Origin of the sequence: Acinetobacter sp. WU_MDCI_Abxe161 (assembly GCF_025514355.1) — a bacterium.
Classification (GTDB): Bacteria; Pseudomonadota; Gammaproteobacteria; order Pseudomonadales; family Moraxellaceae; genus Acinetobacter; species Acinetobacter pittii_E.
In genome coordinates, this window is sequence record NZ_JAHPTU010000014.1 from 60,161 (window position 1) to 77,815 (window position 17,655).

Here is a 17,655-nt window from a genome sequence, read left to right on the forward strand (position 1 = left end):
GTAAAATTTCAGTTGTAACAAGGATTAAGCGATATCTTGTTACAACTTTAACTTAAAATGATATCGTATTGCTCTTGCGTATATAAATTTTCGACCTGAAATTTAATAACACGGTTAATAAAATGCTCTAAATCGGCTACTGCTGGTGCTTCTGCTGTTAATAATCGGTCAATCACAGAAGGATGCGCAACAACAGTAAAGCCACTCGTTGACTCGAATGCGCGGGTATAACGTAATATCTCACGAAATATTTCGTAACACACTGTCTCTGCTGTTTTGACAAAACCACGTCCCTGACACGTTGGGCATGATTCACATAACAAATGTTCTAACGATTCACGAGTTCGTTTACGAGTCATTTCGACCAATCCAAGTTCTGACACTTGAGTAATTTTGGTCTTAGCGTGATCTCGCTCAAGCATTTTTTCAAACTGACGCATCACCTCTTCACGGTGAGTTGCTTCTTGCATGTCAATAAAATCAATAATGAGAATCCCCCCCAAATTACGCAGTCTAAGTTGACGCGCAATAACTTGAGTCGCTTCCATATTGGTTTTAAAAACCGTGTCTTCAAGACTACGACCACCGACATATGAACCCGTGTTAACGTCAATCGTTGTCATGGCTTCAGTCTGGTCAATCATCAGATAGCCGCCCGACTTCAAAGCTACGCGGGTTTGCAAAGCTTTTTGAATATCTTCTTCAACATTATAAAGATCAAATAGCGGTCGCTCACCCGGATAATGGATAAGGCGACTTTTCATATTCGGAACAAATTCTTCTACAAATTCAAGCAACTTTGCATGAATCTCTCGCGAATCGACATAAATCTTTGCCGTTTCTTCGCTCGCTAAGTCGCGAATAATACGTTGAGGTAACGGAAGTTCTTCAAAAATTAATGAAGGGACAGCAACATCAGTCTGCTTACGCTGAATGTATTCCCATAACTTACTCAAATAGCACATGTCTTGTGCGATTTCTGCCTCATCCACACCTTCGGCAGCTGTACGGACAATCACACTACCGGGTAAATTATGTTCTGCTTGAATACTTTCAATAATATTACGTAATCGCTCTCGCTCTTCTTCTGATTCAATACGCTGCGAAACACCAATATGATTTCCATATGGCATGAGAACCAGATAACGAGAAGGAATTGAAAGATCTGTACTTAGACGTGCACCTTTTGTGCCCAACATATCTTTCATAACTTGGACAGTAAGGGTTTGCCCAGGATGTAATAATTCAAAGACATTTGGGGTAGGCTGTGAACGAGGCCAAACCATATCATTGATATGTAAAAAGGCTGTTCGAGACAAACCAATATCCACAAAAGCAGCTTGCATGCCCGGAAGCACTCGTACTACTTTACCTTTGTAAATATTGCCGACTAGACCGCGCTTGACTGTACGCTCGACATACAGCTCATTAACAGTTCCATTTTCGATTAATGCCACCCGACACTCCATAGGCGTGACATTAATAAGTAGTTCTTCTGACATACATAAACTCAAAGCATTATAAAATTTTTATTAAAGAGTCAGAGAAGCTGTTAACTTTAACTTTGTCTAGTGTTCGTCGACAATGCTATTCAATTAAGAATGATAACAACCCCTTATATCTTTACTCTTTTTAATAACTGTGCAAATTCGTATAAAGGAAGTCCTACCACATTACTATAACTTCCTTGAATTTGGGGAATATATTGCGAGGCAATTCCTTGAATTGCGTACCCACCCGCCTTTCCAACAGGCTCACCTGTGGTCCAATAATCTTCCATATCTTGTGTAGTCAGGTGCTGGAACTCAACTTGTGTTTGCACTACCTGACTTAACATTTGTTGTTGAGTCGCAACGCATAGTCCAGAAAAAACATCGTGCCAACGTCCAGACAATTTTTCCCAAATTTCAAAGGCATGCTTTTTCGATTCAGGCTTACCAATAATTTGACCATCAAGTCCTAGACTTGTATCAGCAGCAATAACAATTGCATCTGGAAAAAGCATCAATACGGTTTGTGCCTTTTCTCTAGCTAAACGTTCAACATAATGATGAACCAGTTCATTTTCATGTACCGACTCATCAATATCAGGACTATAGATTTCAAAATCCAAGCCGAGTTGTTGTAACAGCTCCTTCCGACGAGGAGAGCTAGATGCTAAAACTATATGCGCCATTTTGCCAAACAATAATAGACGACTGGCCACGTGATGATACTTGTCATCAAAGGTTGCCAATGTCTAGCAATCGAAAAATGAATTCCGCCCATGGTCTGTGTTACCCACATAAAAGCTAAGTGGGCAATAATGACCAGCGTTGCTATCGTCCATAAATTAACAAAAGTTAAAATACGGCGTTCCCGAATTAAAAACCGAGTAAGAAAAGTCACAATTACAAAGCTTAAGGCATTGAGACCTAAAGGTGCATCAAGCAATAAGTCTGTAAAAATCCCCATCCCAAATGCAAACCAGACCCCACACCATGTTGGCTGACATACTACCCAAAATAGCATAATCATTAACATGAATAATGGTCGCCAGCCTGAAATATCATAGGATAGCGGGTAAACCATGAGTACAGAGCCCACAATAACGGAGAGAATAATTCCCCATAATGGGTCTTTACGCTTTTCTCGTTTGAGTTTAGCGATCGGCATAAGGCTGCTCCTTCGCTAAGGACTCAGAGAAAAGTACAACTACATGGTGCCCTGTGGCTAATTGCGCTGCTGGTGTGACATCAATTTCAGCAAACTCACCTGAATTATGACGTCTTATTTTGGCAACTGTACCCACAGCGTAACCTGCCGGGAAATGTTCACCCAAGCCTGAGCTAAACACTTTATCACCCACTAGAATATTAGCGCTGGTCGGAACATATTCCATTTTTAAACGGCCTAAGTCACCTGTACCAGAAACAATCGCTCGCATTCCTGTACGCTCAAGTCGTACCGACAGTGAATGCTCTTTATCAGATAACAACATTACACGTGAGCTATGAGGATACACATTGATGATCTGCCCCATAATCCCCTTATCATCCAAAACCGTTTGTCCGACCTTGATATGGTCCATAGAACCTCGGTTAATAATGATGATATGACGCAATGGATCTGCATCAGTCCCAATCACTTCGGCAATTTCCATACGGCCATCAATAATTAACGGTGTATCAAGAAGTCCTCGTAAACGGGTATTTTCAGCAGATAATTCAGAAAGCTTCTGTAAGCGGACTTGAGCTTGTAAAAGCTCAGCCTGCATCGCGGTATTTTCACGACGCAGTTGTGCTTCAGATTTTGTTTGTTGATTCAGCCATTCTCTCGACAGTACTGGATAACTGGCCAATGCATAAATTGGGTTATATGCAGCGTACAAGACATCCCTTGCTGGCTGAATTACATAAGGCATGCGCCAATCAAAGAAAAGCACAACCAAGCATGTAATGACCGCAATAATGAACGAGCGGAAAGATGGCGGCTGTCTTGAAAAAATATTCGGTTGCACCGCCTAATCCTTAAACTTAACCGACGAAAAGCATGTCATGGTTCGGATTGTCGAAGAATTCCAATACTTTGCCACCACCACGGGTTACACAAGTAAGAGGATCTTCAGCAACAACAACCGGTAAACCAGTTTCTTGAGCTAATAATTTATCAAGGTTACGAAGTAACGCACCACCACCTGTCAACACAATACCGCGCTCAGCAATATCAGAAGAAAGTTCAGGAGGAGTTTGTTCAAGTGCCGATTTAACAGCGCTTACAATACTTTGTAATGGATCAGAGATTGCTTGAGTAATTTCGTCAGAAGTTACAGTAATTGCACGAGGCACACCTTCTGCAAGGTTACGGCCACGAACTTCGATTTCTAATGTCGTACCATCAGAAACAGCCATACCGACTTCTTTTTTAATAATTTCAGCAGTGGTTTCACCAATTACACAACCGTGAGCTTTACGAACATAATTGATGATTTGCTCATCAAAAACATCACCGCCGATGCGTAAAGAGTCAGCATAGACACAACCTTGCAATGAAATAATTGCAATTTCAGTTGTACCACCACCAACATCCACAACCATAGAACCACATGCTTGTTCAACTGGCATACCTGCGCCAATTGCAGCAGCCATAGGCTCTTCAATCAAACGAACATCACGGGCACCAGCATTAAATACTGCTTCGCGAATCGCACGACGCTCGACCAAAGTTGATTTACATGGTACACATACAACTACACGGGGTGCAGGTGGGAACAAACGTTTTTCGTGAACTTTACCAATAAACTGATTCAACATGGTTTCAGTCACTTCAAAATCCGCAATTACACCGTCTTTCATTGGACGAATTGCAGAAATATTCGCAGGCGTACGGCCCAGCATTTGCTTAGCATCTAGACCTACAGCAGCAACAATTTTTTGTGAACCACTGTGACGAATTGCCACAACTGTTGGTTCATTTAATATAATGCCGCGGCCTGGTGCATAAATAAGTGTATTTGCTGTACCTAAATCAATGGCTAGATCCGGCGAAAACAAGCCAATTAGTCGTTTTAGAATCACGGTTCGTTCTCAGTTAAACTTTCATGTGGATGCAAGGTGGCAACTTTAAACTAAATGTGATGATTTGAACAAGTCAATCGCTTATTATAACGCACGATATTTTGAAAATTTTTAATACTGATTAGGTGATGTTATGTCTACATCGGATGCACAGCATTCAGCAGATTTAAATGCACAAACAGTTTCAGCAATCGCCAATCTTGCTCGATTGTCGCTCAATGATACGCAATCTGCTGAATATGCTCAAAGTCTAAATAAAATTTTAGGCATGATGGAAACCTTAAAAGGCATTGATACGGAAGGCGTAGAACCTTTGAAAAGTCCTTTTGACAATCCTCAACCTTTACGTGCTGATGTGGTAACTGAAAGCAATCATCGAGATGAATACCAAGCAGTTGCGCCTGCAACTCAAGATGGTTTGTATCTTGTTCCTCGCGTGATTGAATAACTTTTACTCAATTAACCCATCTTCCCTATTTTGAATGTAAAGAAATTTTACTCATGACTGATTTACATCGCTTATCAATTCGTGAACTTGCTGAGGGCTTAAGCCAAGCGAAGTTTTCATCTCGCGAACTGACTGAACATTATTTGCAACGTATTGCTAAAATTGACCCACTGGTAAAAAGCTACGTGACGGTTACGCCTGAACAAGCGCTTGCTGAAGCCGACGCTGCCGATGCAGCATTAAAAGCAGGTAATGCAACAGCTTTAACGGGTATTCCTCTTGCGCATAAAGATATCTTTTGTACCAAAGGCATTAAAACAACTGCCGGTTCAAAAATACTAGACAACTTCATCTCTCCTTACAATGCAACTGTTGTTGAAAAAACTAAAGCAGCTGGTCTTGTCACTTTAGGTAAAGTGAACATGGACGAGTTTGCAATGGGTTCAACTTCTGAAAGCTCATATGTTGGTGCAACAAGCAACCCATGGGCGCTTGACCACGTTCCTGGTGGCTCATCAGGTGGTTCTGCTGCGGCTGTAGCGGCTGATTTAGCACCTTTTGCTACAGGTACTGACACAGGTGGTTCAATTCGCCAACCGGCTTCTTTCTGTGGTTTAACAGGCTTAAAACCAACCTACGGTCGTGTATCTCGTTTCGGGATCATTGCTTATGCATCATCTTTAGACCAAGCGGGTCCAATGGCACGCTCTGCTGAAGACTGTGCTTACCTGATGAATGTAATTGCAGGTCACGATGCAAAAGACTCGACTTCGGTTAAAAAAGAAGTTGATGACTACGTTGCGAACTTAAATGGCACATCTGTAAAAGGCTTACGTATTGGTATTCCTAAACAGTACTTTAACGTTGCAGGTTTAGATGCAGACGTTAAAGCACGTGTTGAAGAGTCTTTGAAAAAGCTTGAAGAAATGGGTGCTACTCTTGTTGAGATTGACCTCAACATGACTGAAGCCTATGTACCAACGTATTATCTCATCGCGCCAGCAGAAGCCTCATCTAACTTGTCTCGTTATGACGGTGTTCGTTATGGCTACCGCTGTGAAAACCCAGCTGACTTGATGGATCTTTACAAACGCTCTCGCTCAGAAGGTTTTGGCCCAGAAGTTCAACGTCGTATCTTAATTGGTACATACGCGCTTTCTGCGGGTTATTACGATGCCTACTATGTAAAAGCACAAAAAGTACGTCGTCTAATTCAACAAGACTTCTTAAAAGCATTTGAAAGTGTAGATGTAATCGCTGCTCCTGCTGCTCCAACAACTGCATATAAAATTGGTGCGAACTTAAGTCCAACTGAAATGTATTTAGGCGATATCTATACACTTGCAGTGAACTTAGCAGGCTTACCAGCCATTAATGCTCCTGTTGGTTTTGATAAAGACAGCTTGCCGGTTGGCTTACAGTTAATTGGTAACTATTGGTCAGAATCGCAATTGTTGTCGATTGTTCATCAATACCAACAAAATACCGATTTCCATACTCAACGTGCGGCAATTGCTGAGGAGAATGCATAATGGCTGAAGCTCAAAAGTTGAAATTGATTGACGGTTGGGAAGTCGTTATTGGTATCGAGATTCACACTCAGCTTGCAACCAATTCTAAAATTTTCTCTGGTTCATCGACTGAATTTGGTCAAGACCCAAATACACAAGCGAGCCTTGTCGACTTGGCTATGCCGGGTGTACTCCCTGTTTTGAATGAAAAAGTGGTTGATCTTGCAATTCGCTTTGGTTTAGGAATCGATGCTTACATCGACCAAGCCTCTGTGTTTGCACGTAAAAACTACTTCTACCCTGACTCACCAAAAGGCTATCAAATTAGCCAAATGGACAACCCAATTGTGGGTTTGGGCCACATCGACATTCAACTTGAAGATGGTACGACTAAACGCATTGGCGTAACTCGTGCTCACCTTGAAGAAGATGCGGGTAAATCTGTTCATGACCAATTTGAAGGTATGTCTGGCATTGACTTAAACCGTGCTGGTACCCCTTTGCTTGAAATCGTTTCTGAACCTGACATGCGTTCGGTTGAAGAAGCGGTTGCTTACATTAAAGCGATTCATACACTGGTACGCTGGTTAGGTATCTCTGACGGTAACATGGCTGAAGGTTCATTCCGTGCCGACTGTAATGTGTCTTTACGCCGTCCGGGCCAACCTTTTGGTATGCGCTGTGAGCTTAAAAACCTCAACTCATTCCGTTTCATTGAGCAAGCGATCAACGTTGAAATTGAACGCCAAATGGAAATTTTGGAATACGGCGGAAGTATCGACCAAGAAACTCGTTTGTTCGATCCAAACAAAATGGAAACGCGTTCAATGCGTTCTAAAGAAGAAGCAAATGACTATCGCTACTTCCCAGATCCAGATTTGTTACCAGTGATTATTGCAGATGAGCAAATCGAAGCTGCTCGCGCTGCACTTCCAGAGTTACCTGCTGCTCGCCGTGCACGTTTTATTGCAGACTTTGGTGTAACTGAATACGATGCTCATGTACTTACGCTCTCACGCGAAATGGCTGACTTCTATGAAGCTGTTGTGGCTGCTGCTGGTGGAGCCAAGCAAGGTAAAGTATCGGCAAACTGGGTAATGGGTGAATTCTCAGGTGCTTTAAACAAAGCAGGCCTAGATTTGGCTGACTCACCTGTTTCTGCGGAACAGCTTGGCGGCATGATTGCACGTATTGTTGATAACACCATTAGCGGTAAGATTGCTAAACAAGTCTTTGGCTTTATGTGGGAATCGGAAGGTAAATCTGCCGATGACATTATTGCGGAAAAGGGCTTAAAGCAAGAAACTGACACTGGTGCGATTGAAGCGATCATTAAAGAAGTGCTTGCAGCCAATGAAAAAATGGTTGAAGAGTACAAGTCTGGTAAAGAAAAAGCCTTTAACGGTCTTGTTGGTCAAGTCATGAAAGCGTCTAAGGGTAAAGCCAACCCTGCGCAAGTCAATGAATTAATGAAAAAATTGATTGGTTAATTTGACTAGCCAACTCAAGAAAAAGCCTCGATTTATCGGGGCTTTTTTTACATCCTTATGAAACACCCTTCGACTAAAGAATGCACTTTTTTCCTAAAAAATTACTCAATGACTGTGCTAATTTAAATTAAAAATTGAAATCACTTATATTTTAAAAAGAGGGATAAATCATGTCTAAAAAGATTTTAATGTTAGTCGGTGACTATGCTGAAGATTATGAAACTATGGTTCCTTTTCAATTTTTAACTGGTTTAGGTTATACCGTGCATGCTGTTTGCCCAAATAAAAAGAACGGCGACCATATTGCAACAGCTATTCATGATTTTGAAGGTGATCAAACCTATAGTGAGAAACGCGGTCACAACTTTGCCATTAACTATGATTTTGATGCTGTTAATACTGAAGACTATGTAGGTCTAGTTATTCCGGGCGGTCGTGCACCAGAATATTTACGCATGAATGAACGTGTTGTCGAAATTGTACGTGAATTCGATAGAGTGAAAAAACCAATAGCAGCTGTATGCCATGGCGCTCAATTACTCGCTGCAGCAGATGTATTACAAGGTCGCCTTTGCTCAGCTTACCCAGCATGTGCTGCCGAAGTAAAACTGGCAGGTGGGCAATATGCAGACATTGCTGTTACCGAAGCGGTGACAGATGGACATTTGGTGACTGCACCTGCTTGGCCTGCACATCCAGCTTGGTTAGCTCAATTTGTGAAAGCTTTAGGGGCTACGATTACAATCTAAATAGATCTCTTTATCCCAAATACAATAAAGCCTGCTCTTAGATAGCAGGCTTTATTACCAAAATAGAAAACCAGATTTTTTATCTCGTAATTCCCAACTTATTCCAAATTTCTGGTGTTAAAAACGTTGTCACTAATTTATTTAAATCGATATAACGTAATGTACCTTGCAACTGTTGTTTAACGGCTGGGTCTTTAACAATATCTTCACCCGCACTTTGGCCTAACTGTTGAAAAGCTTCCCCAACTGCTTTCACACCTTCAGCCTGAATTACAGCTTTAGTTTGGGTAGAACATTGCTCCACAATCACACGTTGTAAAACCTGAGCGAGTTTTTGATCTAACTGATCCTTTTGCTCAGGCGTTACATTACTAAATGCTTTTAAATCGGGATGGGCAGCTAAAGCCGTAAATGTCCATTGAAGCACAGTTGTTTTATCTGATGCTGTTGTCGCTTTCACCAGACAGTCGCTGAGTTGATCGACTGTTGGACCCGCCATCGCAACTTGTGCTGTACCCAGTACAGCAACCGCTACACATATTGAACGGCTCAGATGTGAAAACTTACGGCGAGCAATAGCGTAAAAATGACGTGACATAGGTCTAGCTCCAATAAACAATCTGTTCTTTTTATCATAGAGTCACTAAAGTTACCTGTTATGACTCTGTAACCGCAAAATACTTATTTGACCGCAGACTCTATTCGATCAAGCTCCCACACCCCACCTGCTGCCAAGCCTTTGCACATACCTGTCCACATATCTTTAGTGTGTACAAAACTCTTGCCATCCCATACCCATTCTTCACTTGCCCAACAGTCTCCAATGCCTCTTCCCTTTTGAGCACTACTAATAATACCGCTATCGAAATCTGAAGCGGACTCAGTCACAAATGTTGCCTTACCATTTAAAGACTCATCTAACACCCAAGCCCCATACCCTTCGTTATAAGCGCCTCTCCAACACAATGTAGTCGCCAAAACTTTCTTATTAGTTAGTTTATATAGCTCGATTTTCTGTGGTTCAGCTCCATCACTATTACCGCCATAAATTCCTTCACAAAAGTCTTCTTTAGGATTCGGATTAGCTGCCATTAAGCTACGATGTATTACTTGGTACTGTTTACTTTTAGGCTGTAAAGTTAAATAAGGTTTGTTTGAAGTCTTAATCCGCTTAACAAGTAGTTTTGACTCAGGCATAAGCACTTTGGTTTCATTAGTGCTGCCCTTTTTAACCAAAGCACCAACAGTTCCGATACGCTTCTGAAAATCATCCATCTTTAATAACACAGCAGTCATTCCAGCATCAGAAACTTTCCATTCATGCTGAGCATTTTTAAATACAATTTCAGTTTTCTGTTTAGACTGCTGTAGTAGAGTGTTGACTTGTGAGCTATTCAATTTACCCATAAGTGGCAACTCAACACCATCTACAGCCACAGCGCCTAAATCTTTACCATTTATATAAAAATGAATATTTTTAAGCTGATTAGCCGGCAAGCTTTGTTCGTAGTCTGATAAAGCAAATTCAATTTGTAGGGGTTGTTTTGGACCTGCTTTACGTGTTAATAAAATTGAAGCTGGTTTATCGCCATTTTCCTCGTTTTGATATCCTGCGGCTTTACATGTACCCGTATTACTACAAGAGATTTCCCACTCTTGATGTGAAAATGAAATACCTTTTATGTCTTGAGCAAAACTATAAGAACTCAGGGCTGCCAAACAGCAGATTGACAATATATTTTTCATTTTTTCATATCTCTATTAGTCTGTTTTTATTATGAAGTTAAAAACAGTTTAAAATTTTGAGTTACCGTTTAGTTTAAAAGAATATGCTAGATTTAGATAAAATTTAAACTGATTACTTTCTAAAAATGAAAAAACTAAATTTTTTATTGTGTACCGCATTGGTCAGTCTAACTTCAACTGCTTATGCAGAAGTAAAAAGTTTTACTCCTCATTTCCCCAAATTTTATAGCTCTGCTGAGACCCGCAAAGCAGATAATCAGTTCTACACTCTAGGAGAGGCAAAATTTTTAAACAGCGTTACAGTTCCGTTTTATGGTGTTACTGCACAGAACCCAATGGAGGATGGTTTACTTAAAGATTTTGAAAAATGCACGCCTAAAAGCTGCCGTTTTAATTTTAAACTCGATGCTGAACATGCCAAGCAGCTCAAGCTTCTTGCATTACCTGAAATAGGTTTAGTGCTCGTTCCCATAAACTGGCAAGATGTGCAAGCAAATACAGGTGCGAATGGAACTGGTTTTGCTCTAGTCATGAGTCCAGACCACAAACAAGCAATAAAGCTTTATGACTCCTCATTTTGCGTTGGATGTGGCTTACCAAATGCAACGCTTTATTTTCCCGAACTGTTAAAAGAAAGTCTTGAAAATGAGTTTGGCGGTTATAAAGACTCAAAAAAACTCATCAATATTATTCACCCTTCTAAAAAAGTTGCTTTTTTTAGTTATCAAATTCCGCAAGTAAACAATAAAACCCATGGCGTTGCAAAATATGATGATGAAGACACTTTTAACTATAGAGAAATTCAAGTCACCTTAGATAAATCGCACCAGTCTTTAGTTGGCCCTATTCTTAATTTTTATAACGCAACACATTAATCCAATGCTTATAAAAAAACCCGCTTTCGCGGGTTTTCTTTTATTTATGTAGTATCGATTCAAAGGCTTTTAAACGCTTATAAATTGAAAGCAGTTCAATAATTGTTTTCCATGAACTAATTAAATATTGAAAAGATTCACGTACACGACCAAATACATTTGCAATTTGTTGAATTAAACCTAATGTGAGCTTACCAGCAGCAATTGATGGGAAAAGGACAACCAAGTTATATAAAACATCAAGTTGGCCATACCAAATCGCTGTCATATTAAAATAGGCATAATGGAAGTAAAGTCTGAAATAATTTTTACGTACATTACTAAATAACTCACGCAAGGTAGCAGGTTTTGCACGATCAGCATGGTCTTCACCGTAAACTAATTCTTTACGATAAGCCGCTTCTACTTTCTGATTGTTAAATTGCAAGCCTGGCAACTTAATCCCTACTACCATCAATAGAACAGTACCGAAAACTGACCACACTATTGCGGCCCATACTAAAGAGTGATTTAACTCACCCACAATCGGTAAAACGGGAACATGTTTAGAGAGTTGAAATAGAATAGGTAAAAACGCAATCAATGTGATAACCGCTTTTACTAACTCTACTCCCAAATCTTCCAAAATTGTTGCAAAGCGCATGGTGTCTTCTTGCACACGCTGCGAAGCACCTTCAACATGACGTAGTTTTTCCCAATGCTCTGTATAATATTCATTCATTGCTGTACGCCAGCGGAATACATAATGGCTTGTGAAAAAGGCATTAATCACAGCAAGAGTCACGGCGACCATAGCAATATACAGAAAGACCATTGTTTCACTATATAGTGCCGAGAGGTCTCCTCCTCCACTCGAAAGCATTTTCTGGATTAAATCCCAAAATGGTACATACCATGCATTAATCGCAACGCTAGCCTGAACAGCAAACCAAATGTTAAACAAAATAAATGCCGAACCCCACACTGACCAACGTTGCCATGGATTATTAGAAACAATTTTCCAAAAACCAGCAAAAAGCGCCGTAGAGATTAAAAACCAAAGATAGAACCATAGAAAAGCAGGCGACCAAAAACGGCTTACTCCAATAGGCAACTCAGCATCTGCATAACCATGAGGAAAGCCTAAATACTCCCCCCAGTGATCTCCACCTGTATACCAGAGCACCATATTGAGTGCGATCCAAACAACCGCAGATATGAAAAAATACCGTGGTGATGGAAAAAATGATTTGAACATTGAGCGTGGATATCCCTATATTTCTTCAAATTTACAATGAAAGGAATACTAAAACCTAAACCTTAAAATTGTGAAGGGTAAAGTTTAGAGAATTGTCAGTTTTTCCTGTTTCATTGAAGGATTTGATCGTTTTTTTGTAAATTAATCCCTTTTTTGGCAATTTAATCCATTTAAATTACCTTGTATATGACTCTCGATAGAGCCATATACAGCTTTTATAACATAGTGATATCAGAGATTAAATCTCTTCTTTACGAACAATATAGCCTTCCAATTGCATTGCTTGAATGAGCAAATCTAGGTCAGAGGCACTTTTTAATTCGACATCGACGCTCACGGCACTTTCTTTGGCACGACTTGTTGCCGCAAAGCGTTCATGACGCAGCTCATAAATATTACCGCCCTGCTCAGCAATAATGGCCGTTAAACGCGCTAATGCCCCCGGATTGTCCGGCAATTCAACACGTATGCGCACCATACGCCCTGTCCGAGTTAAATGACGTTGTAATACAGAGACCATAACGCGTGTATCAATATTGCCACCAGACAGCACCACACCCAATTTATGACCTAAAAACAGATCGGGACGAGACATAATTGCAGCGATACCTGTCGCGCCTGCCCCTTCACACACTGTTTTCTCAATATTGAGTAATAGCGCAATCGCTTCTTCAATCATATCTTCAGTGACAACGACAATGTCATCAACATATTCTTTAGCGACTTGAGTCGTAAGCTCACCCGGCGTTTTTACCGCAATACCTTCAGCAACGGTCGAACCCATTGAAACTGCATGCTGATAATTGCACAGTAGTTTTGCCATACTTGGGTATACGACTGATTGTACCCCAATAATTTTAATTTTCGGGTTGATCGCTTTAGCAGTAATTGCAATACCAGAAATTAAGCCACCGCCACCAATTGGCACAACTAAAATGTCCAGATCAGGTACAGCGGCAAGCATTTCAAGCGCAATGGTTCCTTGACCGGCAATAATTTCAGCATCATCAAATGGGTGGATAATTGTTAAAGATTCTTCTTGTGCAACACGATGCATTTCAGCCGCTGCCTCTGAAAAATCTTGGCCATGCAAAATAACTCGTGCCCCATATTCACGCACTCGCTGTACTTTTACATTAGGCGTAGATTTCGGCATTACAATAGTTGCCGTCACCCCTGTACGCTGAGCATGATAGGCAACGCCTTGTGCATGGTTACCTGCCGAAGCTGCAATAACACCATGCTGCTTTTCTTGCTCAGATAAACATAATAGTTTGTTGAGAGCACCCCGCTCTTTAAACGAGGCTGTAAATTGTAAGTTTTCAAATTTCAGCCACATCTCAGCCCCTAAGGTTTTAGAAATGGTTTCTGAGAAAACAAAGGGAGTTTTTACAACTAAACCTTCCAAACGCTCTGCGGCAGCATGAACATCATCTAATGTTGGAAACCCATTTTTAACCTGTTGCTGTATCATTTATCCAGTCAGCCTCAACACACTACAAATCAATTATTTTTGAAAAATGGCAACAATATTTGATATCGGCCATTAGAATTTTCAGCATATCCAACATGTCTCTAATATACAAAAAATTTTATTCCAAAAATTGAAGTTTTAAACTTCCATAAAAAAAAGCCCTTTTTAGGCTTTTATTTAATTTTCAGAATATTAACCTTTATTTATTGGGTTTGGGCACTCAGTCCTTCCGTAGACATATTTTGTTCAGCTATTTTTTCATCAATAGCAAACTGAATATCGGAAAGCTTGGCATTGGCTGCGTCTATACCAGATTTCATCGTGGCTTCACGGCCTTTGACATCAAAAATATGCGCTTTTTCTCTTAAATCTGGCTGAATAACTACGTCCGCATATTGCAACTCTTCCGCCGCCAAACGTCCTTGCATAATATTAATATTCTGGTTGAACAGCCCCCAGACATTCGATGTTTCTGTGTAAATGGGTTGAGCTAGAATATCAACGGCAATAATAACATCCGCACCTAAATCTCGTGCTACTTCAACCGGCACAGGACTCACCAACCCACCATCGACATATTCAGATTTACCAATTTTAGTCGGCACAAACATACTCGGAATAGAAGCAGAGGCTCTTACGGCTTGCCCAGTATTGCCATAGTTAAATACGGTTTTGGTACCATGCTTTAATTCGGTTGCAACCACATACATAGGGATTTTCATTTTTTCGAGTGGCATATTGTTTACCTGCTCATTAACGTAATTCTCTACTTTTTTGCCATCAAAAAAACCTTTTAGACCAATACTAATGTCACGAACATCACCAGCTTTCATTTTTAAAGCAGTATCACGCAGTTGAGCAGGTGTTTTACCACTTGCATAAATTGCGCCAACGATACTTCCCGCACTGGTACCTACAATAAAATCTGGTCGAATACCGTGTTGTTCTAAAACTTCAATAACTCCTATATGAGCGTAACCACGTGCTCCACCGCTCCCCAATACAAGCGCAACAACAGGGCGTTTTTGCATTTTTTTAATTCGTGCAAATGGCTGATCGACAGGACGAGCATAAGCTTCTGTCGTTTGTGGTTTTAAAGCAGCAGACAAGTGTGTGGTGGTCTGGCATCCCGCCAACACCAAAGAGAGTCCGAGAACCCACAATTTAAGCTGTTTCATGGCCCATCTTCGCACTATGAGGTTTAAGTTCGGATTGCAATTTTAGTGACTACTTTCGTGAAAAGCTGTAGTGAATTTATTTAATTTGTCATGTTTAAAATTTAGACTCAAGTATTTTATTTACCCTCCATATGAAAAAGGCCTCTTATATAAGAGGCCTTTTGAAACTTACCAGATATCTGAATCGACTTTTTTCTTCAATTCTGGATATTTATCAATTTTAAACTCTGGCTCTTTAATGCCTCGTTTCAATTGCTCGCGGTAATCCTTTAACAAAGTACGTGCCATTGGCGTTAATAGTAAAATTGCAATCAAGTTAATGGTTGCCATGATACCCATAAACAAATCAGCCATTGACCAAACAAGTGGAACACTACCGATTGCACCGAAGTACACCATCACCAATACGAAAATACGGAAGATGAACATGACTTTCGGGTTGTTATTAATAAACTGTACGTTACTTTCAGCATAGGCATAGTTACCTAGTACAGCTGAATAACAGAACAAGAATAATAGAACAGCAAGGAAGTCTGAACCCCAGTGTCCAACTTGAGTTTCTAATGCACGTTGAGTTAATTCAACACCAACAAAACCTGCATCTTGGTAAACGCCAGAAACTAAAATGATGATTGCCGTACTTGTACACACAATGAACGTATCTACGAATACACCAAGCATTTGAACCAAACCTTGGTTTACAGGATGCTTTACATCAGACGCAGCAGCTGCGTTTGGTGCTGAACCCATACCTGCTTCGTTAGAGAATAAGCCACGCTTAATCCCTTGCATCATTGCCATTGATACAGCAGCACCAAAGAAACCACCTGCCGCAGCATTAAAATGGAAAGCTTCAGTCACAATCAGCTTTAAAATATCAGGCAAAATTGCATAATTGCTTAATGCGATATAGAGAGCAACGGCTAGGTAAAGACCTGCTTTTAAAGGTACAAACATCTCTGCAAATTTAGCAATACGTTTAATACCACCAAAAATTGCCAATGCAACCATAACTACAAGAGCAAGACCAACCCAAGAGATTTCAAAATCAACGCTACCTAAATGTGCAATAAGATTGGCTTTGTCCCAACCCCAAGCATGTGAAGAAGCATTAGCAATCGCATTAATTTGTACCGAGTTGAATACGAAACCATAAGTAAAGATGAGTGCTAGTGCGAAAACCACACCAAAGGTTTTACTGCGTAAACCTTGAGTAATATAGTAAGCTGGTCCACCGCGAAATTGCTTAGTCTTGCTATCTCTAACTTTAAAGAGCTGAGCAAGTGTAGACTCAATAAAAGCAGAACTCATACCGAGTACAGCAGTTACCCACATCCAGAACACCGCACCAGGACCACCAATTGCAATCGCGATTGCCACACCAGCAATGTTACCCACCCCAACCCGGCTCGCAAGGCCAGTTACAAACGCCTGGAAAGGCGTAAGGCCATGCTCATCTGCGCCTTCTGTACGGCTACTTTTCATAACACGAATACTTTGCAAGAACATGCGAATTTGCACTGCCCCTGTTAAGACCGTATAAAAAATACCGACAGCCAGCAAGAAAATAACCAGAAAATCCCATAAAGGATCATTAAAAAATTGTACCCACGACATCAGTGTGGCATTGAGTTGTTCATTCATACTCGGTCCGCTTACGTTCTTGCTAATGTGCTATTAGCACAAGCCAAAATACTGCAATAAACAAAAAAGCCCCTAAAAATTGGGACTCTTTCAGTACATTTAAGAAAAAACTTTTAATGTCAATTGAATAGCAATTATCGTCACAAGTTTAAGCAACATCATGCCCAACACTAAGCCTTTGAAAGTTGCATGAGAGAAAGCGACCTTCAAAAAAAATAATATCATCGCACTACTGAACATTTCCCTTTTCGGAAAAGTAGTATGGATCGACTCAGCTACAAACTTGGAAACTAACAAATGACCACCGCTAAATAATCTCGTCTAATGATTCCCATCAATTAATCGAGTTATACAAAATCTGGATTTAAGCCAATAAGCATATTTACATATACTTGAGAGCGAATGTCTAAACTGGATATAAATTTCAAAGACTGTAACAAGCCATCGCCATAATGTGACTATCTGCGCCCCTTTCCCCTTGATTGAAAAAGGGTGCGTTTAGATCTGTACTAAGCTGTTGTTTTTCTTGTAGCCCAGTAGTTGCGTGAGTCATGTTCATTTTCATGGTTGCAATGGTAATCGCCAATCCTTGTTTCATGAACTGCTTGTTGATGAGTGGTAGACTCATTTAAAGCTCCTTATTCCTCGTGTATTTCTCCATTTCTACACCAAAATCCTTTTTGTAAAGGGATTTCGTATGCAGCCATTTCTTTCCTAACCTGAGTATGGAGAAATCATACCTGCGTA

General features: G+C 40.5%; 18 protein-coding genes. 5 read left to right on the forward strand and 13 right to left on the reverse strand.

Annotation, left to right across the window (positions count from 1 at the left end):
- Positions 1-47 precede the first annotated feature (47 nt).
- The 5 genes from rng to KTI78_RS14645 form a co-directional block, all read right to left on the reverse strand.
- Entirely contained in the window at positions 48-1,502 is a 1,455-nt protein-coding gene (gene rng / locus KTI78_RS14625) for a ribonuclease G (protein WP_016143155.1), read from the reverse strand.
- A gap of 113 nt (positions 1,503-1,615) precedes the next feature.
- Positions 1,616-2,176 carry a Maf-like protein gene (locus KTI78_RS14630; RefSeq protein WP_262446531.1) on the reverse strand — a complete coding sequence of 187 codons (561 nt, stop codon included), beginning with the start codon at positions 2,174-2,176 and terminating at the stop codon, positions 1,616-1,618.
- On the reverse strand, positions 2,164-2,655 hold the full coding sequence (gene mreD / locus KTI78_RS14635; RefSeq protein ID WP_002116279.1) for a rod shape-determining protein MreD: 492 nt from the start codon (positions 2,653-2,655) through the stop codon (positions 2,164-2,166). Before mreD ends, KTI78_RS14630 begins: the two co-directional genes overlap by 13 nt.
- Positions 2,642-3,499 (reverse strand): rod shape-determining protein MreC, encoded by an 858-nt coding sequence (gene mreC / locus KTI78_RS14640; protein WP_016143153.1) that lies wholly within the window; start codon positions 3,497-3,499, stop codon positions 2,642-2,644. Before mreC ends, mreD begins: the two co-directional genes overlap by 14 nt.
- 16 nt (positions 3,500-3,515) lie before the next feature.
- Complete coding sequence (locus KTI78_RS14645) at positions 3,516-4,556, reverse strand: rod shape-determining protein (protein ID WP_000601379.1); 1,041 nt, start codon at positions 4,554-4,556, stop codon at positions 3,516-3,518.
- Positions 4,557-4,689: 133 nt separating this feature from the next.
- On the opposite strand from KTI78_RS14645, the gene gatC reads away from it, so the two are divergent.
- The 4 genes from gatC (at position 4,690) to KTI78_RS14665 (ending at position 8,754) form a co-directional block, all read left to right on the forward strand.
- Positions 4,690-5,004, forward strand: a complete 315-nt coding sequence (gene gatC / locus KTI78_RS14650) for an Asp-tRNA(Asn)/Glu-tRNA(Gln) amidotransferase subunit GatC (protein ID WP_000107699.1) — start codon at positions 4,690-4,692, stop codon at positions 5,002-5,004.
- 53 nt (positions 5,005-5,057) lie between these two features.
- Positions 5,058-6,536 (forward strand): Asp-tRNA(Asn)/Glu-tRNA(Gln) amidotransferase subunit GatA, encoded by a 1,479-nt coding sequence (gene gatA / locus KTI78_RS14655; RefSeq protein ID WP_262446523.1) that lies wholly within the window; start codon positions 5,058-5,060, stop codon positions 6,534-6,536.
- Positions 6,536-8,005: an Asp-tRNA(Asn)/Glu-tRNA(Gln) amidotransferase subunit GatB gene (gene gatB, locus KTI78_RS14660; protein WP_262446524.1), complete on the forward strand. Its 1,470-nt coding sequence runs from the start codon at positions 6,536-6,538 to the stop codon at positions 8,003-8,005. Before gatA ends, gatB begins: the two co-directional genes overlap by 1 nt.
- A gap of 170 nt (positions 8,006-8,175) precedes the next feature.
- Positions 8,176-8,754: a DJ-1/PfpI family protein gene (locus KTI78_RS14665; RefSeq protein WP_262446525.1), complete on the forward strand. Its 579-nt coding sequence runs from the start codon at positions 8,176-8,178 to the stop codon at positions 8,752-8,754.
- 79 nt (positions 8,755-8,833) lie between these two features.
- On the opposite strand, the gene KTI78_RS14670 is transcribed toward KTI78_RS14665, so the two are convergent.
- Together KTI78_RS14670 and KTI78_RS14675 are read right to left on the reverse strand one after the other, a co-directional pair.
- The gene (locus tag KTI78_RS14670; RefSeq protein ID WP_224992844.1) at positions 8,834-9,352 is read right to left on the reverse strand and encodes a hypothetical protein; all 519 of its coding nucleotides are present in this window, start codon (positions 9,350-9,352) and stop codon (positions 8,834-8,836) included.
- 83 nt (positions 9,353-9,435) lie between these two features.
- Positions 9,436-10,500 (reverse strand): DUF1176 domain-containing protein, encoded by a 1,065-nt coding sequence (locus KTI78_RS14675; protein ID WP_224992835.1) that lies wholly within the window; start codon positions 10,498-10,500, stop codon positions 9,436-9,438.
- Between the two features lie 125 nt (positions 10,501-10,625).
- On the opposite strand from KTI78_RS14675, the gene KTI78_RS14680 reads away from it, so the two are divergent.
- Entirely contained in the window at positions 10,626-11,375 is a 750-nt protein-coding gene (locus KTI78_RS14680; RefSeq protein ID WP_224992826.1) for a DUF4850 domain-containing protein, read from the forward strand.
- Positions 11,376-11,415: 40 nt separating this feature from the next.
- Here the strand turns inward: KTI78_RS14680 and sbmA are convergent, their stop codons facing one another.
- The 6 genes from sbmA to KTI78_RS14710 form a co-directional block, all read right to left on the reverse strand.
- A complete protein-coding gene (sbmA, locus tag KTI78_RS14685) occupies positions 11,416-12,612 on the reverse strand; it encodes a peptide antibiotic transporter SbmA (protein ID WP_262446526.1) in 1,197 nt (398 codons plus the stop codon).
- A 238-nt stretch (positions 12,613-12,850) separates the two neighbouring features.
- A complete protein-coding gene (locus tag KTI78_RS14690) occupies positions 12,851-14,086 on the reverse strand; it encodes a threonine ammonia-lyase (protein WP_224992822.1) in 1,236 nt (411 codons plus the stop codon).
- Between the two features lie 203 nt (positions 14,087-14,289).
- Entirely contained in the window at positions 14,290-15,264 is a 975-nt protein-coding gene (locus KTI78_RS14695) for a patatin-like phospholipase family protein (RefSeq protein ID WP_262446527.1), read from the reverse strand.
- 168 nt (positions 15,265-15,432) lie between these two features.
- On the reverse strand, positions 15,433-16,908 hold the full coding sequence (locus KTI78_RS14700; protein WP_224992819.1) for an alanine/glycine:cation symporter family protein: 1,476 nt from the start codon (positions 16,906-16,908) through the stop codon (positions 15,433-15,435).
- Between the two features lie 99 nt (positions 16,909-17,007).
- A complete protein-coding gene (locus tag KTI78_RS14705) occupies positions 17,008-17,148 on the reverse strand; it encodes a hypothetical protein (RefSeq protein ID WP_080649560.1) in 141 nt (46 codons plus the stop codon).
- Between the two features lie 184 nt (positions 17,149-17,332).
- The gene (locus KTI78_RS14710; RefSeq protein WP_224992817.1) at positions 17,333-17,536 is read right to left on the reverse strand and encodes a hypothetical protein; all 204 of its coding nucleotides are present in this window, start codon (positions 17,534-17,536) and stop codon (positions 17,333-17,335) included.
- Positions 17,537-17,655 lie beyond the last annotated feature (119 nt).

Coding starts and splice junctions, on each gene's coding strand:
- KTI78_RS14680 (WP_224992826.1), top strand. CDS start 10,626: ATGAAAAAACTAAATTTTTTATTGTGTACCGCATTGGTCAGTCTAACT.
- sbmA (WP_262446526.1), bottom strand. CDS start 12,612: ATGTTCAAATCATTTTTTCCATCACCACGGTATTTTTTCATATCTGCG.
- KTI78_RS14665 (WP_262446525.1), top strand. CDS start 8,176: ATGTCTAAAAAGATTTTAATGTTAGTCGGTGACTATGCTGAAGATTAT.
- KTI78_RS14690 (WP_224992822.1), bottom strand. CDS start 14,086: ATGATACAGCAACAGGTTAAAAATGGGTTTCCAACATTAGATGATGTT.
- KTI78_RS14675 (WP_224992835.1), bottom strand. CDS start 10,500: ATGAAAAATATATTGTCAATCTGCTGTTTGGCAGCCCTGAGTTCTTAT.
- rng (WP_016143155.1), bottom strand. CDS start 1,502: ATGTCAGAAGAACTACTTATTAATGTCACGCCTATGGAGTGTCGGGTG.
- KTI78_RS14695 (WP_262446527.1), bottom strand. CDS start 15,264: ATGAAACAGCTTAAATTGTGGGTTCTCGGACTCTCTTTGGTGTTGGCG.
- KTI78_RS14700 (WP_224992819.1), bottom strand. CDS start 16,908: ATGAATGAACAACTCAATGCCACACTGATGTCGTGGGTACAATTTTTT.
- KTI78_RS14705 (WP_080649560.1), bottom strand. CDS start 17,148: ATGTTCAGTAGTGCGATGATATTATTTTTTTTGAAGGTCGCTTTCTCT.
- gatC (WP_000107699.1), top strand. CDS start 4,690: ATGTCTACATCGGATGCACAGCATTCAGCAGATTTAAATGCACAAACA.
- KTI78_RS14710 (WP_224992817.1), bottom strand. CDS start 17,536: ATGAGTCTACCACTCATCAACAAGCAGTTCATGAAACAAGGATTGGCG.
- mreD (WP_002116279.1), bottom strand. CDS start 2,655: ATGCCGATCGCTAAACTCAAACGAGAAAAGCGTAAAGACCCATTATGG.
- gatB (WP_262446524.1), top strand. CDS start 6,536: ATGGCTGAAGCTCAAAAGTTGAAATTGATTGACGGTTGGGAAGTCGTT.
- gatA (WP_262446523.1), top strand. CDS start 5,058: ATGACTGATTTACATCGCTTATCAATTCGTGAACTTGCTGAGGGCTTA.
- KTI78_RS14670 (WP_224992844.1), bottom strand. CDS start 9,352: ATGTCACGTCATTTTTACGCTATTGCTCGCCGTAAGTTTTCACATCTG.
- KTI78_RS14630 (WP_262446531.1), bottom strand. CDS start 2,176: ATGGCGCATATAGTTTTAGCATCTAGCTCTCCTCGTCGGAAGGAGCTG.